The sequence below is a fragment of the Dyella sp. AD56 genome (assembly GCF_002878475.1).
Classification (GTDB): domain Bacteria; phylum Pseudomonadota; class Gammaproteobacteria; order Xanthomonadales; family Rhodanobacteraceae; genus Dyella.
Window position 1 is genome coordinate 20,215 of the sequence record NZ_NRDP01000034.1, and the last position, 20,808, is coordinate 41,022.

Here is a 20,808-nt window from a genome sequence, read left to right on the forward strand (position 1 = left end):
GTAGGTGTTTTTACCTACGGCCTGCCCGGGACTTCCGGGCGGGCTCCTTCAAAAAGTGTTTCGTGCTTGCTGCTCAACCGATGAGTGCAAAGGCGTCGCGCGTGAGGTTCTCGGGTGCGCCATCGGTGCACACCACGTCGTCCTCGATGCGGATGCCGCCATAGGGACGGAACTGCGCTACACGCGACCAGTCGATATCGGCGGATACCGGCTTGGCACGCAGTTCGTCGAGCAGCATGTCGATGAAGTACAGGCCGGGCTCGATCGTCACCACCATGCCTGCCTCGAGCACGCGGGTCATGCGCAGGTAGGGGTGGCCCTGGGGCCGCGCGATGGCGCCGCCGGTTTCCGACGCCTGGAAGCCAGACACGTCATGCACCTGTAGGCCGATGGGATGGCCCAGGCCATGCGGGAAGAAGGCGGCGGTGACACCCGACGCCACGGCGCTCTCCGCGCTCATGCGGATGATGCCGTGCTCGCGAAGCACATCGGCCAGTACGTGGTGGGCGTGGATATGCAGCTCAGGGTAGCTCTGGCCCGCGCGCACCTTCGCCACGAAGTCTCGCTGTGCCACATCGACGCTGTCGATCAGTGCCTGGAATTCGTCGTGACCCTTGGCGGCGTAGGTGCGGGTGATGTCGCTCGCATAACCGGCGGCGCTGGCGCCCGCATCGATCAGGAACGAGCGGCTTTCCGCTGGCGCCCTGCGGTCGAAGTGCGTGTAATGAAGCACGGCGCCGTGTTCATTGAGGCCCACGATACTGGCGTAAGGCAGTTCGGCGTCGATCTGGCCTGCTGCGGCGAGATACGCCATGTGGATGCCGAACTCGCTCTCGCCCGTGCGGAAGGCGTGCTCCGCGGCGCGGTGCGCACGCGTGCCGATGCGGCTCGCTTCGCGCATCAGCTCCAACTCGTACGGTGTCTTGTACGAGCGGTGCCAGTGCAGGTAATCGAGTACAGCCTGCGGGTTGTTCGCCTCGGCGCCCGGCACCTCTGGGCACTCCGGACCGAGGATGGCGCGACGCGTATGTTCACCGGGCAGGAGGGCGACGGCATCGGTGGCGTTGCGCACGATCTCGATGTCGAAGTGCTCCACCCAGTAGCCGCTCGGTGCTGCAGGCACCACGTGCCAGTAATCCTTGGGCTGCAGATAGATCAGCTTCGGTTTCTTGCCCGGCGTGTAAACGATCCAGCTCCCCGGCGTGTCGGTCAGCGGCAGCCAGTGGCGGAAATGCGGATTCGCGACAAAGGGGTAGTCCTGGTCGTCGAGGAATTTGCGCAACGGAGATCCCGCCGCGATCACGAGGTGATCGAAGCCGCCCAATACGAGCGCCTTGTCGGCGCGCTGGCGCAGGGTGGCGAGGTGCTGGGGATAGAGGGGGGCGAGGCGGTCTTGCATGTTGACTCCGGGGAGGGGGCCTGGGTGTTTGGGCGTTGGGGCGAAGGGAGGGGGACATGATGGCGCGGTGGGGGCGGCATCGCCAGTTTTGGGGCTGCGCACGGTGCTCCCTCTCCCCTTTGGGGAGAGGGTTGGGGTGAGGGGCGGGTGCTCGCCATATCGATTCATCTGAGTCGCCATTTTGGCGAGGGCCTTCTGTATCGCTTGGTTGTCGCGCTAGGGCGACCTGGCTCGCCTGCGGCGGGCTTTCGCCCTCCTACCGGAGGCCGAGTCACTTTTCTTTGCTTGCCCAAAGAAAAGTAACCCAAAGAAAGGGCACCCCCACTTGGCGCTGGCCGGCTGCGCCGGCCAGTTCGTGAGGGGCGGCCGGGCTTTTCGACAGGGCTCCTGCCCTGGCGAAAAGGGATCGGCATCCCTGCCGATCCCCCTGCGGGCCTTTTCGTCCACCCCTCACCGCCGCACAGGGGGGCCGAAGGTCAAAAGCACTGAGCGGACGGCTCGTGCAGCTACGCTGCACATCGCACTCGTAGGTCGCGTTGCTCTCGCTCCGAGTGCACAAAGCCAAGAAAGAAAGGCATCGCCGTTACGTGGCGAGTTCTCCACAGCGGTTGGGAAGCGTAGCGAAGCCTGCTTTAAGTCCTCTCCGCATTGGCGCGTTGCGAAGCGTTCCGAAGTACCCGCTGTGTAGAGGCGAAGGTTGCCAAGTAGCAACGGTCCTCAAGCGCTCGGGCTTTTCCCTAAGGAATGCTGCGGGCGTTGGCCTGTCAGGCCATTTCTTTTGGTTACTTTTCTTTGGGCCAACAAAGAAAAGTGACTCGAGCGTCCCACGGGGACTAGCTTCGCGTCGTCGGCAGACGATCGAAACGCCCGCTGCGTAAGCGGCCAGGTCGCGGTAACGCACGAAGCGACAACCGACTACTACAGAAACTGGATCCCGGCCTACGCCGGGATGACGGCTAAAGATGAACCGTCGAGGCGAGCACCCACCCCTCACCCCAACCCTCTCCCCGTAGGGGAGAGGGAGAAAAGAACAAAACGGCGTGTTCGCTTCGGCCAACACACTGAAGCGAAAGAACACCCAGTTAGTCCCTCTCCGGTTGCTCCAGCCAAGCATCCAACAACGCCGCATCCGCATCATCAATCGCCACGATGCGATACCCCGCCCATACCTGCCCAGGACTGGCTGCAGCCTCGTGCCACTGCTCCTGTATCCCGACTTCGATGCTCTGCGGTGTGCTGCCCAACCCGGGCAGGGTCAGGCTCACCTGATAGATCGCTTCGCTACGTGGCGGGCGCGTGCTGATCAGCAGCATGCCGTTGGCGGAAAGGTTGCCGAGATGGCCGATGGGCTGGCCGGTGATCACATCGGTGACCACGGCGGTGAAATTGGCGCGTTTGCGCAGGGCGCGACGCTGGTCGATGGATGCCACGTTCTCGCTCACGTCGAGGCTCCGGGGCGTGAGTGTGTGGCTTGGCTGCTGGTGATCTGGCGCAGGTGGCTGGTCAAGGCGTGCCAGGCGCGATCAAGCAGGCTTTCCTTCATCGGAGGCATTTCGCGCACGCGGCCGCAGGCCATTTCGTGTGCGAGGTGTTCAAGTGTCATTTCCTGGCTGCGCAGGCCGCGCCGGGTGACGAACAGGCTGTTGCCAGATACCGGTGAGTACCAGGCCAGCTTGCGCTGGGTGATGCGGCCGTTGGCTGGATCGATGAATTCGAACCAGCTGCCGAACGGCAATTGGCGCAGGCGCTGGCGAATTCGCCGTTCCGGTGAATCTGCCGCGGGGCTGGGTGCGGGTGTCGCTGCTGCTGCCGGCGTCGGTGTCGGTGTCGGTGCGGCTGTTTCCGGTGACACTTGTTCGCCCAGCCGTTGGCGTTGTTTGAGCTTGAGCGCCAGCTCGGTGGTCGTAGCGGTTTCCTGGCTGGCCGGGCTTTGCGCGGGAATGCCCAGCAGGCGCTGTGCGACCTGCACAGCTTCCTCGGCGTGCATGCCGATTTGCTGCAGGCCGGCTTCCACTTCTGCCTGCAACAGATGGCGATCCGTCACCGGATGCTGGCCGAGCAGTTGATCAGTGGTGCGCAAGCGCGAAGTGAAAGCTTCGCTGTCTTCACCGTGGCGCAGGAGCGTTAGCGCAAGCACGTCGGACCATGCACGTTCGAGCAGGGTGCGCAGCAGGCCGCGCGGGTTGTATCGCTCGAAGCGCTCCGTCATCAGTTCAGCGGCGCGATGGCGTGCCTGTTCGAGCCGTTCACGCCCCTGCATGGCCTCTACTTGGCGTCGCTCGGCGATCTGCGCCTTGCGGTTGAGTAGGCCAAGATGATGTTCGATATCGGCCAGCAGGCTGGTATAGAGGCCGGTGCTGGGCGGTTCGCGCCGCGCACGGTCGACCAGTTGGATCAGCTTGGCTTCAAGTGAGCGATCAATGTCGCCATCCGGGCCATCCAGCCAATCATTTGCCGCGTCGGTGACTACGCCCAGCAGCTTGCGCGCGGGGTGTTCACGCTGGTTGAAGAAGTCCTGGTCTGCCACCGCCATACGCAGCAGCGGCAATTGCAGGTCGCCCAGCAGCGAATGCGCATTGCCCTGGTGATGCAACTGGCGATCCATCTGCTCAAATAGCATGGCGACCAGTTCCACGGTATCGCCCTGCTCGTCGGTCAGCTGCATGTGCGTCGAGCCGTCAGGCCGCCCGGCGTTGAGCTGGCCAAGCAGCTCTTCCCGCAACGCATGCGCGCTGAGCAGCTCGCGTCGCGCATGGTCGGCGACATCGCTGACGTGTAATTGCAGGGCGTCCAATGCCAGTTGCAACTCTTCGGGTGTCGCGGTGCGGCCGCCATCCGGGTTGTTCAGCGCACCCTGGCCCGTGCGGTGCTGCGCGAGCATTTCGCGCAAGCTGTCGAGCACGGCGATGCTGTCGCTGCGCGGCTGGCCGGGTGCAGCGGGTGTGGTCGCAGTAGACGGCTGGCGGTTGAACGCGGCTGGCTGAGTGTCGCTGTCGGCAGCGCGCGGCTGCCGTTCCTGCGGCGCGCGCGATGCGGTCGGGAACGCGCGCAACTGCGGCAGGATGCCGTCAGCGCGCAGGTGTTCGTTGACGGTGTCGTACAGCGTCGATAGGCCGTGCACCACGACGGTGTCGAAACTGTGCAGCACCAGCAAGCTGTGCTCGATGGACAGTTCCAGTGATGTCAGCGCCCCACGAAATGACGTGGCCAGGGCATGTGGCCCCAGCGGCAGGCGCTCGCCCTCCAGGGGCGGCAGGCCCACCAGCACGGCAAGGCGATAACCCAGCTCGAACAGCGACGAGCCATGGCGGGCTTCGCCGCGCGCAACCAGCTTGTCCACCGCCACGGTCTGTTCATGCTCGGTGGTATCGAGCAGTTCCAGGGGGCGACGCGGTGCGTCGGTGGTTGCTTCGGGCTCCGGTACGGCGCCCACACCGTTGAAATATTGCCGGACGCCTTCCATGAAGCTTCGCTCCATGCCGCCGCGCCGTTGTTGCAGCAGTTGGCGGGAATACAGGCACTGTTGCTGTTCGTTCGGGTTGCGGGACCGCTCCGCCAGCGCGTAGAGGCGTTGCTCTGCATCGCTGAGGCACTGGCGCAAGGGCATCTCCAGCCAGCTGATGCACAGCGCGTGCGTTTCTTCGATCAGTCGACGGGCACGCGGCGCCCAGCCTGCACGATCAGGACGCAGCTCCCGATCGGGTGCAAGCGGTGGCCGTCGACCCTGCTGTTCGACTTCCATACAGACCCTAGATTCATTCCCCCCGGATGGCTGAGAGTCTAAAGCCCGCGCTCTGGGCACGCCATCGGCCGGACGGTGGACTCAGTCAAGAAATCCGGAAATGACGTCATTGAGAAAGCGCTGGCCGAGTGCTGTCGTCTGCAGCTGGTCGGGACTGTCGGTGAGCCAGCCTTTCCGGTGCGCCTGGGCCATGGCGTCGGCGATACGCTCCGGGGGCAGTCCGGTGCGTTCGGTGAAGTCGGTCGTGGGCACGCCGTCAATCAGGCGCAGGGCGTTGAGCATGTACTCGAACGGCAACTCGTCGCGGGCTACCGCACCGCTGCCTCCGATGCGCTCCGCGCCGCCAGGGGCGGCCAGGTAAGCCTTGGGGTGGCGGGTCTTCCAGCGCCGGATGATCTCGCCCTGGGCAACATCGGTGATCTTGCCGTGGGCGCCGGCACCGATGCCGAGGTAGTCGCCGAAGCGCCAATAATTGAGGTTGTGCGCGCAGCGGCGATCGGGGCTGGCATAGGCGGATACCTCGTATTGCCTATAGCCGGATGCGCCCAGCTGTTGTTCGCAGGCCTCTTGCATGGCCCAGGCGTGGTCGTCGTCGGGCAGTGGCGGCGGGTTCGCGGCGAAGGCCGTGTTCGGCTCCAGGGTCAGCTGATAGTGCGAGATGTGTGTGGGCTGCAGGGTGATGGCACGCGCCACATCGGCCAGCGCACCTTCCTGCGATTGCTCAGGCAGGGCGTACATCAGGTCGAGATTGATGTTTGCGTAGCCCGCATCCTGGGCTGATTTCACGGCGGCTTCGGCTTCGCTGGCCGAATGGATGCGCCCCAGGCGGCGCAGCTTGGCGTCGTCGAAACTCTGGATGCCGAACGACAGGCGGTTCACACCCGCGGACAGATAGCCGTCGAAACGGCCATGCTCCACGGTGCCGGGGTTGGTCTCCAGCGTGACCTCCGCACCGGGTGCCAAGGACAGCCGGCCACGCACGCCATCGAGGAAACGATCGATCAGCTCAGGCGTGAACAGGCTGGGCGTGCCGCCGCCAAAGAAGATGCTGTGCACGATGCGACCGTGGACGGCGCCACCGAAATCCCGCAGGTCGGCATCGAGGTCGGCGAGGAGGGCGTCGACATAGGCGTCATACGGCGGTTCGCCGCGCAGGCCGTGGGAGTTGAAATCGCAGTAGGGGCACTTCTTCACGCACCACGGCATGTGGACGTACAGCGACAGCGGTGGTGCGATCAGGGACATGATTTACGTGTGTTTCTCGGCAAGCTGGCTACGCAGCAACGCCAGCGCGCGACCGCGATGGCTGATGCGGTTCTTCATGCCGGGTGGCAGTTCGGCGGCGCTGACGGTCTCGTTCTCCGGCAGGAACAGTGGGTCGTAACCGAAGCCGTGTGTGCCGCGCTCTTCGGTCAATACGTGCCCATACCAGCGGCCCTCGGCGATCAGTGGCGCGGGGTCATCAGCGTGCTGAAGCAACACCAATACGCTGATGAAGAACGCGCCGCGCTGTTCCGTCGGCACGCCATCCAGTTCCCGCAGTAGCCGCGCGTTGTTCGCAGCGTTGTCGCCGTGCGCGCCGCTGTAACGCGCAGAGTAGAGCCCCGGCGCCCCACGCAGGTGGGCCACACACAGGCCCGAATCGTCGGCTAGTGCGGGCAGCCCGCTGATGCGCGACGCGTGGCGCGCCTTCAGCAGTGCGTTCTCTACGAAGGTGAGTCCGGTTTCTTCAGCATCCGGCACGTCGTAAGCGGACTGCGGTTCGGCGTGCAGCCCGCTGTCGGCCAGCAGGGCGTTGAACTCGGCCAATTTGCCGGGATTGCTGCTGGCGAGAACGATGCGTGTCATGGGCCTTCCGGTCGGTGTTACGGCAGTTCCAGCGCTGCGCGCTGCGCGGCCACCAGTTCGGCGATGCCCTTTTCGGCAAGGCCAAGCAGTGCGTCCATCTCGTCGCGACGGAAAGCGTGGCCCTCGGCGGTGCCTTGCACCTCGATGAAGCCACCGCCGTCGTTCATCACGACGTTCATGTCGGTATCGCAATTGGAGTCTTCAGCGTAATCCAGGTCGAGGACCGGCACGCCTTGATAAATACCCACCGATACCGCGGCCACCGCACCCATGATCGGGTTGCGGCGCAGGTTTTCGCGCTTCATCACCGTGGTCACGGCATCCACCAATGCCACGTAGGCGCCTGTGATGGCCGCCGTGCGCGTGCCGCCATCGGCCTGGATGACGTCGCAGTCGAGCGTGATCACGCGTTCACCCAGTGCTTGGCGATCCACGCAGGCGCGCAGGCTGCGGCCGATCAGGCGCTGGATCTCCATCGTGCGCCCGCCCTGGCCGCCGCGTGCGGCTTCGCGCTGGGTACGGGTGTTGGTTGCACGGGGCAGCATGCCGTACTCGGCCGTGACCCAGCCTTCACCTTTGCCGCGCAGCCACGGCGGCACGCGGTCTTCGATGCTGGCGGTGCACAGCACGCGGGTGTCGCCGAAGCTAACCAGCACCGAGCCTTCGGCGTGGCGCGTGAAGTGGCGTTCGATGGTGACGGTGCGCAGCTGGTCGCTGGCGCGCCCACTGGGGCGGCTGGGTGAACTCATGGAATGGGGGCCATTGGGCAAGGCAGGGCGGGAAAGTTTACCATTGCCCCCTTTCCAACACCCGCAGGCTCCCAATGACCCGCAGCATGACGGCTTATGCCTCCGCCGAGACGACTGGCCCTGCCGGCACGCTCAGCTGCGAGTTGCGCACAGTTAACCACCGTTACCTGGAGCTGAGCCCGCGCCTGCCAGACGAGCTGCGCGTGTTCGAATCGGCTCTGCGTGAGCGCATCGCGGCCAAGCTGTCGCGCGGCAAGGTGGACGTCACGGTGCGCCTGCGTGGCGAGGCTCGTTCCGAATCCCTGCAGGTCAACGCCACTGCGTTGGCGCGCCTGTCGGAGCTGGCGATGGATCTGGAAGCGCGTTTCCCGCGCATGAATATCGAATTCACCGAACTGTTGCGCTTTCCGGGCGTATTGCAGCAATCGGACGTGGATCCGGATGTGTTGCAGGCAGCGTTGCTCGATGTGCTCGAACGCGCGCTCGACGCGCTCACCGCGACTCGCGAGCGTGAGGGTGACAAGTTGGCCGAGTTGCTCAAGGAGCGACTGGATGCCGTCGAGCGCATTGTTGCGGACGTGCGCAGCTTCATGCCGCAGATCCGTGAAGGCTTGCGCACCCGCCTGGAATCGCGTCTGGCCGACCTGAAACAGCCGGCTGACCCGGGTCGCCTGGAGCAGGAGCTGGTGCTGCAGATCACTCGCAGCGACGTCGACGAGGAGCTGGATCGCCTGGCCACGCACATCGCCGAAACGCGCCGCGTGCTGGGAACCAAGGAGCCGGTCGGTCGCCGCCTGGATTTCCTCATGCAGGAATTCAACCGCGAAGCGAACACGCTCGGCTCCAAAGCTGTCGACGTGCGCAGCACCAATGCCGCCGTTGACTTGAAGGTGCTGATCGAGCAGATGCGCGAACAGGTGCAGAACATCGAATGAATATGACCACGTCTCCTGCTGATAGCGCACCATGTACCTTGTTTGTGGTGGCTGCGCCCTCGGGCGCGGGCAAGTCCACGCTGGTCAACGCGCTGCTGGAGCGTGAACCGTCCATTTCGCTGTCGATCTCGCACACCACGCGCCCGCCGCGCCCGGGCGAGCAGTATGGCCGCCATTATTTCTTCGTGGAGCGCGGGGTATTCGAGCAGGAGATTGCCGACGGCATCTTTCTCGAGCACGCGGAAGTGCACGGTAACCTTTACGGCACCTCGCGCAATACGGTGAATACGCTGCTGGGCGAAGGCTGCGATGTGCTGCTGGAGATCGACTGGCAGGGCGCGCGGCAGATCCGCAAGAGCAAGCCCGACTGCGTGAGCGTGTTCATCCTTCCACCATCGCGTCCTGAGCTGGAGCGACGCCTGCGTGGCCGCGGCTCGGACAGCCCTGAAGTGATCGCGCGCCGGTTGCACAATTCGCGCGAGGAAATCGCCCACGCGCACGAATTCGATTACATCATCGTCAACGACAATTTCGAAACCGCGCTGCAGGACCTGCAATCCATCGTGCGCGCCGTGCGCCAGCGCTCGGCACCGCAATGGAAGCGTCATGAGGCGTTGATCCAGGAATTGCTGGCCTGACCACCGTTTCCGGCATGGGAGCGCAGGTTGCGCGACTGGCAGGGAACTGTTGCCCGTAAGCAAGGTCTTGTTTCGTTAGCCATTCCTGAGCCGCCTGACCACGGGCTCATGGCCTTCGCGCCCCTATTCAGCTAACTTGCCCTCTTTCCCCCAGCCTTGTGCCGCCCATGACCGACTCCGTTAGCGCCAAGCCCGACGACAGCGCCCTCGTGCGCGTCCGTGGCCTGACCACGGTGCTCAATGGCAAGAAAGTCTTTGATGCGCTGGATATAGACATCCCGCGCGGAAAGATCACCGCCATCATGGGTCCCAGCGGCACTGGCAAGACCACCTTGCTCAAGCACATCACCGGGCAGATGCGCGGCGATGCGGGCGAGGTACGGGTGGATGGTCAGAACGTTTCGACGCTGTCGCGAGAGAAGCTGTTCGAGCTTCGCGAGCGTATTGGTTACCTGTTCCAGAATTCCGCGTTGCTCACCGACTTCGACGTGTTCGAGAACGTGGCGTTTCCGCTGCGTCAGCACACCTCTTTGCCGGAAGTGCTGATCCGCAACATTGTGCTCACCAAGCTGCAGGCCGTGGGTCTGCGTGGCGCGGCAGGGCTGATGCCGACGGAGCTGTCGGGTGGCATGGCGCGCCGCGTGGCACTGGCACGTGCGATTGTGTTCGACCCGATGCTGATTCTGTACGACGAACCCTTCGTCGGCCTCGATCCCATCGCGCTCAACCAGGTGCTCAAATTGATCCGTACGCTCAACCAGACGCTCGGCATCACCAGCGTGTTGGTAGCGCACGAGCTGGAGGCCATCAAGCAAGTGGCCGACCACATCTACCTCATCGCCAACGGCAAAGTCGTGGCGCAGGGCGATCCGAAGACGATTGCCGATGACGGCTCGCCGTGGACGCGCCAGTTCTTCGGTGGCGATGCCGACGGCCCCGTACCGTTCCAGTATCCGGCGGGGGACCTTGGCAAGGCGCTCGGTTTTCCAGGGAGTGGCGCATGAGCGCGGTGCGTTCTGAAAACATCGTGACGCGTTCGCTGTCGCAGATCGGCGAATGCGGCCTGTTCCTGCTGCGTATGCTGGCAGCGGTGCCGCGCAGCATGCGCCACTATCGCGAGACGATACGTCAGCTGTGGTTCGCTGGCGCGATGAGCTTGATCATCATCATGGTCTGCGGACTGTTCGTGGGCATGGTGCTGGGCCTGCAGCTGTATGACGTACTGTCGATCTTCGGTGGCACCTCGGCGACCGGCACGGTAGTGGCTATCGCCATCTATCGTGAGCTGGGCCCCGTCGTCACCGCTTTGCTATTCGCAGGCCGCGCAGGCACCTCGATTACCGCCGAGATCGGCCTGATGCGCGCCACCGACCAGATCGCCGCGATGGAGATGATGGCGGTGGACCCGATCGCCTATGTCGCCGTACCGCGATTCCTCGCTGGCGTGATCGCCATGCCGCTGCTGACCTGCGTGTTCTGCGCGCTGGGCATCTTTGGCGGCCATCTGGTGGGCGTGACGTGGCTGGGCATCGATAACGGCACCTTCTGGTCGAACATGACCGCCACCGTCGACCTGGTGAAGGACGTCATCAATGGCGTGCTGTGGAAGAGCGTCGTGTTCGGCATCGTGGTGTCGCTGATCGCCGTGTTCCAGGGCTACACCACGCCACCCACCAGCGAGGGTGTGGCCTATGCCACTACACGCACCGTGGTCGCCTCGTCCATCGCCATCCTGGCGCTCGACTTTGTTCTCACCGCATTCCTGATGTGAGTAGTCCGATGAGTGCTGCCCAGACCCTATACAACCATCTTTCCATGAGGATCGTGCCGTGAGCCAGAGACAATCCTATGCCGTCGGCACCGGCCTTTTCATCGTGCTCGGCTTTGCCGCGCTCGGCTATCTCGCTACGCAGACCACCTCGGTGGCCAACACCAGCCGTGGCCCGAGCTACATTGTCGAAGCGCACTTCGCCAACATCGGCCAGCTCAAGGAGCGTGCGCCGGTGAAGGTGGCCGGTGTGCGCATCGGCCAGGTGCAGTCGATCGTGCTCGATCCGGGCAAAGAGACGGCCGACGTGAAGCTGTCCATCGACAAGCGCTACGACCAGATTCCCGATAACTCGGTCGCGACCATCTTCACCAGCGGCTTGCTGGGTGACCAGTACGTGGGCCTGCAGTACGGCACCTCAAAGAAGAGCCTCGCCGACGGCGGCACGCTGGCGCTCACGCGTCCGGCGCAGCAGTTGGAAGAGATGCTCGGCAAGTTCTTCGGCGCCGGTGGCGTGGCGGACAACCTGGGCGGCAGCTATGCGGTCAAGGGTCGCTTCACCAACGTGGGCTCGCTGTCCGTGGGTGCACCGGTGAAGATGGCCGGCGTGGCCATCGGCACAGTGCAGTCGATCGTGGCCGATCCGGTGAAGCTGGACGCGGAGGTCACGCTCTCCATCGACAAGCGCTACAACCAGATCCCCGATGATTCGGCTGCGGCCGTGTTCACCAGTGGTTTGATCGGTACCCAGTACGTTGCCATCCAGCCCGGCGGTTCGCCGGACATGCTCAAGAACGGCGATGAGCTGGTGCTGACCCAGTCGGCCATGCAGATCGAGGATCTGATCGGCAAGTTCCTGGTGAGCGGCTCGTCTTCCGGAAAGCCGGCTGACGGCGCCAAGCATTGAACCGGCGCATCGCGTACCGATATTCCAACGACATCTTCTTCAGGAGTTTCCCCATGTTGCGCAGTCTGGCCATTGCCACCGCCATCGCCTTCGGCAGCGTGATTGCTGCCCCTGTGTTAGCGCAGGACGCTGCCACCCAGGGCGCCGCTACCCAGCAGACGCCGGTGCAGGTCGTGCAAGCGGTGTCCGACGATCTCGCCAAGGCGATCGACGGTCATCAGCAGGAGCTGAAGAGCAACCGCGAGAAGCTGATCGGCGTGATCGATGGCGCGTTCCTGCCGCATTTCGACATCGACTACGCCTCGATCCTGGTGCTGGGACAGCACGCCCGTGAGGCGACGCCCGATCAGCGTTCGCGCTTCGCCAAGGCCTTCTACAACTCCATCACCCATCGCTATGCCGAAGGCCTGCTCGACTACACCAAGGGTCGCGTGAAGGTGCTGCCGTTCACCGGTGACCTCAACGACAAGCGCACCATCGTGCGCAGCCAGGTGGTAATGGACGACGGCAAAACCGTTGCCGTTGACTACGCCTTCCGCAAGGACAAGAACGGCACCTGGAAGGCCTACGACGTGATCATCGAGGGCATTTCGTACATCACCAACTATCGCAATCAGGTGGATGCCGAAATCCGCAAGGTCGGCATCGAGAAACTGATCAGCAACCTGGAAACCCAGGGTGATCAGGCTCTGAAGGAAATGGAGCAGGACGATAAGGCACAGCCGGGCTCCAAGCAGTGAACGCAGCGTCTGCCGCCGTGCGCATCGACGAGGCCACGCCAGGCAGCGTCCGCGTGTCCGGTGAGCTGACCTTCGGCAATGCGGCGGCGGCCCTGGCTGCCATCGGTGCGGCGGTGGGGCGCGATGGGCGCTCGGTACTGGATCTTTCGGGTATTACCCGCAGTGATAGTGCCGGCCTGGCTTGCGTGCTGGCGGTGCTTGCACAGTCGGCAGAGCGTGGGCGCAAGCTCAGCGTGCAGAACATGCCTGAAGGTATGCATCTGCTGGCTAGCGTGTGCGAGGTCGAGGGCCTGATGGTCTGATCGCCGCGCTATGGCCGGACAAGAAAAAGGGGCCTTTCGGCCCCTTTTTCGTTTCCCGGAAGCCGGGACTCAGTCCTTCTTGGGCTGGGCCGGCGCAGGCTGGTTATCGCTCGCCTGGGGCTTCTTCTCGCTGTTCTCCCACTTCTGCTGCTCTTCCAGCAGTTGGTCGGGGTCGAAGCTCTTGTCATGCAGGCCCTGCATCTGTTCGATCACATCTTCCGGCGGATTGCCGTCGTAGATCTGGTAGATGCGCTGCTGGCGGTAGGCGTCGCGGATGAATGCGTAGGGGTCGTAGGCCGAATTGAGGAAGCTTTCCGCATCGATGGCGCTGGAGCGGAGGGTCACCAGGTACATCAACTCAGGCAGGTATTGCTGGCCGTACTCGTAGTGGTTGTTCCGCGTGAAATAGCTGATCGGATCGAAGAAGTAGCCATCCACCGGCACGCGCCAGAAGTCGCGCCCCGTGGTCGGACCGAAGAACGGAATCACCAGGTACGGACCGTCCGGTACACCCCAGCGCGCCAGCGTGATGCCGAAGTCGGTTTCCTTGAGCGGGATACCCAGCTGGCTGGCCGGGTCGAAGAAGCCGCCGATGCCCAGCGTCAGGTTGACGATGAAGCGGCCGCTACCCTGTAAGGCTTCCTTCGGGCGGGCTTGCAGCAGATCGTTCGCCACTGAGATCGGCATATGGATGTTGGTGAAGAAATCACTCACGCAACGCCGCATGGTCGGATTGGTCACCTTGCGGTAACCCACGGCAACCGGGCGGATGACCGCCTTGTCCAGCGAGTTGTTGAACGAGTAAACCTTCCGGTTCATCTTCTCGTACGGATCGTCCGTACGGGGCTTGGCGATCGTGCAGCCGGCGAGCAACGCGATAGCCACCAGGGGCAGGCTTCGCATGACAAGGGAGCGGAGGGCGGACGGCATGGAGGCGACTGTCCCGAGGGGGTAGAGGGAGTACAATATTGTACTGTCTGGTTTTTTATTGTGTACAGGCCCCCATAAGTCTAGGAGGCTCTGCGATGAGCGGTGTGAACCGCGCATGATAAGCCTTGCTGCATTGCCAGCAAAGCCGCCTCTGGCTACACTGACAGATGATAAGTCGTTTTATTTTCTGAGGATTTCAGATGGCCCGCATTACCGTGGAAGACTGCCTGCAGGTGGTCGACAACCGCTTCGAACTGGTGCTGATGGCGACCAAGCGCGCCCGCCAGCTCGCTAACGGTGCCGAGCCGGCAGTCAGTCCCGATCATGACAAGCCGACCGTGCTCGCCCTGCGCGAGATCGCCGATCGCCGTATCGACCAGGCTACCATCGACGAGATCGACAAGGCCGAGCGCGAGCGCGCCGAGCGCGAAGCGCTGGAGTGGGCCGCCGCCGAAGTGGACGACGACCTCTCCAAGGGTGGGGATGACTGATGGAAGGCAGCGGCTGTAGTCAGCAACGCCACGGCGCCGGCTTGTCCGGCGCTTTGCGCTGCGGGCTTTACGCCGCCACCCTCGCGCCACTCAAACGCAGCGAGGCGGTCGCCTGAGCGGGGACCGAACATCCATGCCGGCTGTCACGGACTCCACCCCTTTGGATACGTCGACGCTGCCCCCGTATGTGCTGGCCCTGAAGGAGCGCGTTGCCTACCTGCCCGAAGCGCAGGTTGCCAAGGTGATCCGCGCCTACGAAGTCGGCGCCGTCGCGCACGAGGGCCAAGCCCGCAAGAGCGGTGAGCCCTACATTACGCACCCTGTCGCTGTGGCTGGCATCCTGGCCGAGCTGGGGATGGACGCCGAGACCATCATCGCGGCGATTCTGCATGACACCCTGGAAGACACCTCGCTGAGCCGCACCGAGCTCGCCGGCGAGTTTGGCGAAACGGTCGCCGAACTGGTCGATGGCGTCACCAAGCTGGACAAGATGCGCTTCTCCAGCCGCCAGGAGGCAGATGCGGAAAGCTTCCGCAAGATGCTCCTGGCGATGGCGCGCGATCTGCGCGTCATCCTGATCAAGCTGTCCGACCGCCTGCATAACATGCGCACGCTGGGTGCGAAAGACGGCTCGTCACGTCGCCGCATTGCGCGCGAGACGCTGGAAATCTACGCGCCCATCGCCCAGCGCCTGGGCATGAACAAGTTCAAGGCGGAGCTGCAAGACCTGGGCTTCCGCGCACTCTATCCCGACCGCTACCGCGTTATCAGTGAGCGCATCCGCGCCGCGCTGGGCAATCGCCGCGAAGCGATGGGCAAGATCGAGACCGCGCTGTCCACGCGCCTGGCCGCCGACCACATCACCGCCAGGGTGGTGGGTCGCATCAAGTCGCCGTGGAGCATCTATTCGAAGATGCGCAACGAGCATAAGAGCTTTGCGCAACTGATGGACGTGTACGGCTTCCGCGTCGTGGTCGACTCGGCGATGAGTTGTTACATGGCGCTGGGCGCAGTGCACGGGCTCTATAAGCCGGTGGATCGCCGCTTCAAGGATTTCATCGCTATTCCCAAGGCCAATGGCTACCAGTCGCTGCACACCGTGCTGCTGGGGCCGTTCGGTGCGCCGATCGAGGTGCAGGTCCGCACAGCGGAAATGGATTCGGTGGCGGAACGCGGTGTTGCCGCGCACTGGGCCTACAAAACCGATTCTGGCCCCGCGAACAGCGCGCAGGCGCGCGCCCGCGAGTGGCTGTCGTCGCTGGCGGACAGCCAGGCCAATACGGTGTCCTCGTCCGAGTTCATCGAGAACGTCAAGATCGACCTCTTTCCGGACGAGGTCTATTTGTTCACGCCGCGTGGCGACATTCTGGCGTTGCCGCGCAACGCCACCGCGCTCGACTTCGCCTATGCCGTACACACCGATGTGGGTGACCACGCCGTGGCGGCCCGCGTGGACAAGAAGCTCGTGCCGCTGCGCACGCGCCTGGAATCGGGGCAGTTGGTCGAAATCATCACCGCGCCGTCGGCGCTGCCGAACCCGGCGTGGCTGGAATCGGTGGTCACCGGCAAGGCGCGCACAGCAATTCGCCAGTACCTGAAGCATCTGCAGCACGAGGATGCCGTGGACTTTGGCCACCGCATGCTGGATCGCGCACTCGATGCGCTAGGTACCAGCCTGGATGCCATTCCGCCGGCGGTGTTGGATCGCTTCCTTGAGACCTCCAAGCTCAAGCGGCTGGAAGAGTTGCTCTCGGATATCGCGCTGGGCAACCGCATCCCGCATCTGGTTGCAAACCAACTGGTGGCTGCGCGCGGCAAGAAGGCCACTGACGTGCAGCAGTCGCCGCACGCGATGGAAAAGATCCACATCACCGGTGCCGAGCGCGGCGTGCTCAGTTTCAGCAACTGCTGTCATCCGCTGCCGGGCGACGAGATTATTGGTTATCTCTCCTCGGGTAAGGGCATCGTGGTGCACCGCGTCGAATGCCCGAACGTGGTCGAACTGCGCAAGTCGCCTGAGCGCTGCGTGGCGATCGAGTGGGATCGCGACGTGCAGGGTGACTACCGCGCGGAGCTGCGCATCGAGGTCATCAACCGTCCGGGCGTGCTCGCCACCGTGGCAGCGGCCATCGCTGCCGCCAACTCGAATATCGAGAACGTGGAGTACGTCGAGCGCGATGCCGCGGCGGCCACGCTGCTGTTCGCGCTCGAAGTGAAGAACCGCAAGCATCTGGCTGACGTGATCCGCCGCGTGCGCCGCACTGGCGTGGTAAGTGGGGCGTACCGCTACCCCCTCTGAGCGGATGGCGTCGTCGCGCATTCCTCAAGGGGCGGGTCTGGTTCTAGACTGTCAGGCCTGAGCAACCACAAGGCTTTCCCATGTCCCGCAGCATCATCACCACCGACAAGGCGCCCGCCGCCATTGGTCCGTACTCGCAGGCCGTGCGTACCGGTAATACCGTGTATTTCTCGGGCCAGATCCCGCTGGATCCGTCGACCGGCAACATGGTTGAGGGCGACATCGCGCTGCAGGCGCGCCAGGTGTTCGTGAACCTCAAGGCAGTTGCCGAGGCGGCGGGCGGTTCGCTCGAAAAGATCGTCCGCATCGGCATTTACGTGACCAATCTCGGTCACTTCGCCACCGTCAACGAGATCATGTCCGAGTACTTCAAGGCGCCATTCCCGGCGCGCTCGACCATTGAAGTTTCCGCGTTGCCCAAGCTGGCGGCCATTGAAATCGACGCCATCATGGTGCTCGACTGACCGATCCGCAGGTTCCACGCTGACAGCCGGATCATCATGACCGGCTGCGGCTGGACGGCTCGCTCGGTTAGGCTTTGTCGATGCCGCCCTCTCGCGCCAACGCTGCCACGATACTTTCCGATCCCGGCGCCACGCCGGTGTCGTCGTTGCCGGGTGTGGGCCCTGCACTGGCGGAAACGTTGTCGCGGCTTGGGCTCGAGCGCGTGCAAGACCTGTGGTTCCACCTGCCACTGCGTTATGAGGACCGCACGCGCGTCACGTCGATCGCCGATCTGCGTCCCGGTGAGCGCGCGCAGGTCGAGGGCGTCATCGAGGCCGTCGAGCGGGGCTTCCGCTATCGGCCGCAGTTAAAAGTCGCCATCACTGACGGCTCGCAACAGACCCTGGTGCTGCGTTTCTTTCATTTCAATCGCAATCAGGCGGAGCAACTGAAGCTTGGCGCGCGCCTGCTTTGTTACGGCGAAGTGCGACAGGCGGCGCAGGGGCTGGAGATGGTCCATCCGCAGTATCAGCGCCTGGTTGGTGACGAGCCGGCGACGGTCGATGATCTGCTGACACCGGTCTATCCGACCACTGAGGGGCTTGGCCAAAAGCGCCTGGCTGGCGTGATTGCCAAGGCGTTGGCGCTGTTGCCGCCCGATGCGCAGCTTGAGCTGATTCCCGCCGAGCTCTGCGTCGAGCACGGCCTGGCCTCGTTGCGTGAGGCCCTGCTTTACGTGCACCGTCCGCCTCCCGATGCGCACTTGGGCCAGCTCACCACCGGTCGCCACCCGGCACAGCAGCGGTTAGCGTTCGAAGAGCTGCTTACCCAGCACCTGAGCCTCAAACGCATGCGTGCTGCGGTGCGCCGCCGTCACTCGCCTCGCCTAAAGGGTACGGGTGAGCTACGCAAGCGCCTACTGGCGAGCCTGCCTTTCGGTCTTACGGGGGCGCAGCAACGCGTCAGCGGCGAGATCGCCAAGGACATCGCCGAGCCGTGTCCCATGTTGCGGCTGGTGCAGGGTGACGTCGGCAGCGGCAAGACCATCGTCGCCGCGATAGCAGCACTTGCCGCCGTCGAGTCGGGCCAGCAGGTCGCGTTGATGGCGCCCACGGAGTTGCTGGCTGAGCAGCACTTGCAGCACTTCCGTCACTGGCTGACCCCGCTGGGCATTGAAGTCGCATGGCTTGCCGGCAAAGTGACGGGCAAGGCTCGTCAACAGGCATTGCAGCGCGTGGCGTCGGGTGCGCATGTGGTGATCGGGACGCACGCTTTGATGCAGGAAGGCGTCGAGTTCGCGCAGCTTGGTCTGGTGATCGTGGACGAGCAGCATCGCTTCGGTGTGCAGCAGCGCCTGTCGTTGCGCGACAAAGGAGCAGATCACGAATCCGGACTGGTGCCGCACCAGTTGGTGCTGACGGCTACGCCGATTCCACGCACGCTGGCGATGAGCGCTTACGCGGATCTCGACGTGTCAGCCATTGATGAGCTGCCACCGGGGCGCACGCCGGTGCAGACCATCGCCATCTCCAATGCGCGTCGCTTCGATGTGATTGAGCGCATCCATGCCGCGTGCCTCGAAGGGCGGCAGGCCTACTGGGTGTGCACGCTGATCGAAGAGTCCGAGCAGTTGCGGGCGCAGGCCGCCGAGGTGGCTCACGCAGAGTTGTCGACGGCGCTGTCCGAGTGTCGCATCGGTCTTATCCATGGACGTATGAAGCCCAAGGAAAAGCAGGCCGTGATGGATGCCTTCAAGGCGGGCGAGCTATCGGTGCTGGTGGCCACGACGGTGATCGAAGTGGGTGTGGATGTACCTAATGCCAGCCTGATGGTGATCGAGAACAGCGAACGGCTTGGGTTGGCTCAGCTCCACCAATTGCGCGGGCGGGTGGGGCGCGGCGCGATCGCTTCCAATTGCGTGCTGCTGTACCAGCCGCCGCTTGGTCAGCTCGCACGTGAGCGCTTGCAGGTGATGCGCGAGACCAATGATGGGTTCCGTATTGCCGAGAAAGACCTCGAATTGCGCGGCCCTGGCGAAGTGCTCGGCACGCGTCAGACCGGCCAGTTGAATTTCCGCATCGCTGATCTCTCGCGAGATGCGCATCTGCTGCCTGCGGTGCAGGAGGTTGGTGCGCAGTTGCTGGCGCGCCATCCAGGGCAGGCCGAATTGCTCATTACTCGCTGGATCGGCGCCGCTGCCCGTTACGCGCACGCGTAAATGGGGTTTCATGATGCGGGCGCATCCTGCCAAGCAGGGCCTCGCAAGGCTTTGCGCACGGGCTGCAAGGCCCTAAGCTAACCAATCCCTCATCTGAAAGATCGCCATGAGCCAGCTGCAATTGTTGATCGACACCGACCCGGGCGTGGACGATGCGCTCGCCATCCTGATGGCCCACGCGCATGCCGACGTGCTCGGCCTGACGATCGCAGCGGGCAATGTCGGTCTCGATCACACGGTGCGCAATGCGCGGACGTTGGTGGATCTGGTTGGCAAGCCGACTCCGGTGTTTCCTGGGTGCCCAACGCCGCTCGTGCGTATGCCGGAAGAGGATGCAGTGCACGTGCATGGTTCTGATGGCCTGGGTGACGTCGGCTTTCCGGAGCCAGTTAGTCGCGCCGCTGACGAGCATGCGGTTCACGCGATCCTGCGTTTGACGCGCGAACAGCCCGGTCTGACGCTGGTGGCGCTTGGGCCTCTGACCAATCTCGCGCTGGCCGTGCGGCTCGATCCTACGCTGCCGCAGCGTGTGAAGCGCCTTGTGATCATGGGTGGCGCCGTCACCGGCCTTGGCAACACGGGCAAGATTCCCGCGGAGTTCAACATCGGTTTTGACCCCGAGGCTGCGCACGTCGTCTTCGAGGCATTCCCGACGTTCGATCTTGTCGACTGGGAAGTGGTGCTGCGCCACGCGTTCGATGACGAGGAATTCAATACGTGGATTGCAGCGGGCGATAAGCGTGCGACTTTCTTCGATCAGGTATTCGGTACGGCGCGTGCCTTCAACGCGAAGCGCGGGCGTCGCGGTGTGATCGCGGCAGATGCGCTGGCGATGGCGGTGGCCATTGATCCGGACATGGTTACTCGCTTCGAAGAGCGCCATGTGGCGGTGGAAATGGACGGTCGATTGACCCGCGGCGCCACGGTGGTCGATTGGACCGCGCGCCTCGGCAAGTCGGTCAATGCCCGCATCGTGATGGAGGTCGACCAGGCCCGTTTCGGGGCGATGGTGCGGCGGGCGCTGGGGGCCTGAAACGGCCCACCATGCGGGGCTGGCGGGTCCAAGTGACTGACCGGCTTGCCAATGGGTAGGGGCTGTGGTTAAAATGCCGCTCTTTTCACCCAACGCTTTGAGTCAGTCATGAAGCCCGATATCCATCCGAATTACCGCCCGGTGGTGTTCCAGGACCTGTCGTCGGAATTCGCGTTCCTGACGCGTTCGACGATTACCACCAAGGAAACCGTCAAATGGGAAGACGGTAACGAGTACCCGCTGATCAAGGTGGATATCTCGAGCCAGTCCCACCCGTTCTACACCGGCAAGCAGAAGACGCTGGACGTCGGCGGTCGCGTCGACAAGTTCCGCAAGCGCTACGCGCAGAAGTAATCGCGCGAACG

General features: G+C 63.8%; 20 protein-coding genes. 13 read left to right on the forward strand and 7 right to left on the reverse strand.

Annotated features, from left to right (window positions below):
- Positions 1-73 precede the first annotated feature (73 nt).
- From pepQ to rph, 6 genes are all read right to left on the reverse strand, one after another.
- Positions 74-1,399: a Xaa-Pro dipeptidase gene (gene pepQ, locus DyAD56_RS21155; RefSeq protein ID WP_102304816.1), complete on the reverse strand. Its 1,326-nt coding sequence runs from the start codon at positions 1,397-1,399 to the stop codon at positions 74-76.
- 1,082 nt (positions 1,400-2,481) lie between these two features.
- Positions 2,482-2,841 (reverse strand): PilZ domain-containing protein, encoded by a 360-nt coding sequence (locus DyAD56_RS21160; protein ID WP_233202795.1) that lies wholly within the window; start codon positions 2,839-2,841, stop codon positions 2,482-2,484.
- Complete coding sequence (locus tag DyAD56_RS21165; RefSeq protein WP_102304817.1) at positions 2,838-5,141, reverse strand: DUF1631 family protein; 2,304 nt, start codon at positions 5,139-5,141, stop codon at positions 2,838-2,840. Before DyAD56_RS21165 ends, DyAD56_RS21160 begins: the two co-directional genes overlap by 4 nt.
- Before the next feature lie 81 nt (positions 5,142-5,222).
- Positions 5,223-6,386, reverse strand: coding sequence for a radical SAM family heme chaperone HemW (hemW, locus tag DyAD56_RS21170; RefSeq protein ID WP_102304818.1), 1,164 nt, complete (start codon positions 6,384-6,386; stop codon positions 5,223-5,225).
- A 3-nt stretch (positions 6,387-6,389) separates the two neighbouring features.
- Positions 6,390-6,989, reverse strand: a complete 600-nt coding sequence (gene rdgB, locus DyAD56_RS21175) for an RdgB/HAM1 family non-canonical purine NTP pyrophosphatase (protein WP_102304819.1) — start codon at positions 6,987-6,989, stop codon at positions 6,390-6,392.
- Positions 6,990-7,006: 17 nt separating this feature from the next.
- Complete coding sequence (rph, locus tag DyAD56_RS21180; protein ID WP_102304820.1) at positions 7,007-7,738, reverse strand: ribonuclease PH; 732 nt, start codon at positions 7,736-7,738, stop codon at positions 7,007-7,009.
- Between the two features lie 74 nt (positions 7,739-7,812).
- Between rph and DyAD56_RS21185 the strand changes: the two genes are divergently transcribed.
- The 7 genes from DyAD56_RS21185 (at position 7,813) to DyAD56_RS21215 (ending at position 13,028) form a co-directional block, all read left to right on the forward strand.
- Positions 7,813-8,673: a YicC/YloC family endoribonuclease gene (locus tag DyAD56_RS21185; protein WP_102304821.1), complete on the forward strand. Its 861-nt coding sequence runs from the start codon at positions 7,813-7,815 to the stop codon at positions 8,671-8,673.
- Positions 8,670-9,311 carry a guanylate kinase gene (gene gmk / locus DyAD56_RS21190; protein ID WP_102304822.1) on the forward strand — a complete coding sequence of 214 codons (642 nt, stop codon included), beginning with the start codon at positions 8,670-8,672 and terminating at the stop codon, positions 9,309-9,311. The genes DyAD56_RS21185 and gmk overlap by 4 nt, the downstream gene beginning before the upstream one ends.
- A 167-nt stretch (positions 9,312-9,478) precedes the next feature.
- Entirely contained in the window at positions 9,479-10,315 is an 837-nt protein-coding gene (locus DyAD56_RS21195; RefSeq protein ID WP_102304823.1) for an ATP-binding cassette domain-containing protein, read from the forward strand.
- Positions 10,312-11,082, forward strand: coding sequence for a lipid asymmetry maintenance ABC transporter permease subunit MlaE (mlaE, locus tag DyAD56_RS21200; protein WP_102304824.1), 771 nt, complete (start codon positions 10,312-10,314; stop codon positions 11,080-11,082). Before DyAD56_RS21195 ends, mlaE begins: the two co-directional genes overlap by 4 nt.
- Positions 11,083-11,140: 58 nt before the next feature.
- Positions 11,141-11,986 (forward strand): outer membrane lipid asymmetry maintenance protein MlaD, encoded by an 846-nt coding sequence (mlaD, locus tag DyAD56_RS21205; RefSeq protein WP_102304825.1) that lies wholly within the window; start codon positions 11,141-11,143, stop codon positions 11,984-11,986.
- Between the two features lie 53 nt (positions 11,987-12,039).
- Positions 12,040-12,726: an ABC transporter substrate-binding protein gene (locus DyAD56_RS21210; protein WP_102304826.1), complete on the forward strand. Its 687-nt coding sequence runs from the start codon at positions 12,040-12,042 to the stop codon at positions 12,724-12,726.
- The gene (locus DyAD56_RS21215) at positions 12,723-13,028 is read left to right on the forward strand and encodes an STAS domain-containing protein (protein WP_102304827.1); all 306 of its coding nucleotides are present in this window, start codon (positions 12,723-12,725) and stop codon (positions 13,026-13,028) included. Before DyAD56_RS21210 ends, DyAD56_RS21215 begins: the two co-directional genes overlap by 4 nt.
- Positions 13,029-13,097: 69 nt before the next feature.
- On the opposite strand, the gene DyAD56_RS21220 is transcribed toward DyAD56_RS21215, so the two are convergent.
- Entirely contained in the window at positions 13,098-13,958 is an 861-nt protein-coding gene (locus DyAD56_RS21220; RefSeq protein WP_102304828.1) for a VacJ family lipoprotein, read from the reverse strand.
- A 200-nt stretch (positions 13,959-14,158) separates the two neighbouring features.
- Between DyAD56_RS21220 and rpoZ the strand changes: the two genes are divergently transcribed.
- The 6 genes from rpoZ (at position 14,159) to DyAD56_RS21250 (ending at position 20,797) form a co-directional block, all read left to right on the forward strand.
- A complete protein-coding gene (gene rpoZ / locus DyAD56_RS21225) occupies positions 14,159-14,449 on the forward strand; it encodes a DNA-directed RNA polymerase subunit omega (RefSeq protein WP_102304829.1) in 291 nt (96 codons plus the stop codon).
- A 133-nt stretch (positions 14,450-14,582) separates the two neighbouring features.
- On the forward strand, positions 14,583-16,748 hold the full coding sequence (locus tag DyAD56_RS21230) for a bifunctional (p)ppGpp synthetase/guanosine-3',5'-bis(diphosphate) 3'-pyrophosphohydrolase (RefSeq protein WP_102304830.1): 2,166 nt from the start codon (positions 14,583-14,585) through the stop codon (positions 16,746-16,748).
- 80 nt (positions 16,749-16,828) lie between these two features.
- The gene (locus tag DyAD56_RS21235) at positions 16,829-17,212 is read left to right on the forward strand and encodes a RidA family protein (protein WP_102304831.1); all 384 of its coding nucleotides are present in this window, start codon (positions 16,829-16,831) and stop codon (positions 17,210-17,212) included.
- Positions 17,213-17,292: 80 nt separating this feature from the next.
- Complete coding sequence (gene recG, locus DyAD56_RS21240; protein WP_102304832.1) at positions 17,293-19,410, forward strand: ATP-dependent DNA helicase RecG; 2,118 nt, start codon at positions 17,293-17,295, stop codon at positions 19,408-19,410.
- 106 nt (positions 19,411-19,516) lie between these two features.
- Positions 19,517-20,443: a nucleoside hydrolase gene (locus DyAD56_RS21245; protein WP_102304833.1), complete on the forward strand. Its 927-nt coding sequence runs from the start codon at positions 19,517-19,519 to the stop codon at positions 20,441-20,443.
- A gap of 108 nt (positions 20,444-20,551) precedes the next feature.
- Positions 20,552-20,797: a type B 50S ribosomal protein L31 gene (locus tag DyAD56_RS21250; RefSeq protein WP_102304834.1), complete on the forward strand. Its 246-nt coding sequence runs from the start codon at positions 20,552-20,554 to the stop codon at positions 20,795-20,797.
- Positions 20,798-20,808: the final 11 nt, after the last annotated feature.

What these genes read in the sequence shown, in the direction of transcription:
- pepQ (WP_102304816.1), bottom strand. Translation starts at nt 1,399, where the DNA reads ATGCAAGACCGCCTCGCCCCCCTCTATCCCCAGCACCTCGCCACCCTG.
- DyAD56_RS21165 (WP_102304817.1), bottom strand. Translation starts at nt 5,141, where the DNA reads ATGGAAGTCGAACAGCAGGGTCGACGGCCACCGCTTGCACCCGATCGG.
- hemW (WP_102304818.1), bottom strand. Translation starts at nt 6,386, where the DNA reads ATGTCCCTGATCGCACCACCGCTGTCGCTGTACGTCCACATGCCGTGG.
- rdgB (WP_102304819.1), bottom strand. Translation starts at nt 6,989, where the DNA reads ATGACACGCATCGTTCTCGCCAGCAGCAATCCCGGCAAATTGGCCGAG.
- rph (WP_102304820.1), bottom strand. Translation starts at nt 7,738, where the DNA reads ATGAGTTCACCCAGCCGCCCCAGTGGGCGCGCCAGCGACCAGCTGCGC.
- DyAD56_RS21185 (WP_102304821.1), top strand. Translation starts at nt 7,813, where the DNA reads ATGACCCGCAGCATGACGGCTTATGCCTCCGCCGAGACGACTGGCCCT.
- gmk (WP_102304822.1), top strand. Translation starts at nt 8,670, where the DNA reads ATGAATATGACCACGTCTCCTGCTGATAGCGCACCATGTACCTTGTTT.
- DyAD56_RS21195 (WP_102304823.1), top strand. Translation starts at nt 9,479, where the DNA reads ATGACCGACTCCGTTAGCGCCAAGCCCGACGACAGCGCCCTCGTGCGC.
- mlaE (WP_102304824.1), top strand. Translation starts at nt 10,312, where the DNA reads ATGAGCGCGGTGCGTTCTGAAAACATCGTGACGCGTTCGCTGTCGCAG.
- DyAD56_RS21210 (WP_102304826.1), top strand. Translation starts at nt 12,040, where the DNA reads ATGTTGCGCAGTCTGGCCATTGCCACCGCCATCGCCTTCGGCAGCGTG.
- DyAD56_RS21220 (WP_102304828.1), bottom strand. Translation starts at nt 13,958, where the DNA reads ATGCCGTCCGCCCTCCGCTCCCTTGTCATGCGAAGCCTGCCCCTGGTG.
- rpoZ (WP_102304829.1), top strand. Translation starts at nt 14,159, where the DNA reads ATGGCCCGCATTACCGTGGAAGACTGCCTGCAGGTGGTCGACAACCGC.
- DyAD56_RS21230 (WP_102304830.1), top strand. Translation starts at nt 14,583, where the DNA reads ATGCCGGCTGTCACGGACTCCACCCCTTTGGATACGTCGACGCTGCCC.
- DyAD56_RS21235 (WP_102304831.1), top strand. Translation starts at nt 16,829, where the DNA reads ATGTCCCGCAGCATCATCACCACCGACAAGGCGCCCGCCGCCATTGGT.
- recG (WP_102304832.1), top strand. Translation starts at nt 17,293, where the DNA reads ATGCCGCCCTCTCGCGCCAACGCTGCCACGATACTTTCCGATCCCGGC.
- DyAD56_RS21245 (WP_102304833.1), top strand. Translation starts at nt 19,517, where the DNA reads ATGAGCCAGCTGCAATTGTTGATCGACACCGACCCGGGCGTGGACGAT.
- DyAD56_RS21250 (WP_102304834.1), top strand. Translation starts at nt 20,552, where the DNA reads ATGAAGCCCGATATCCATCCGAATTACCGCCCGGTGGTGTTCCAGGAC.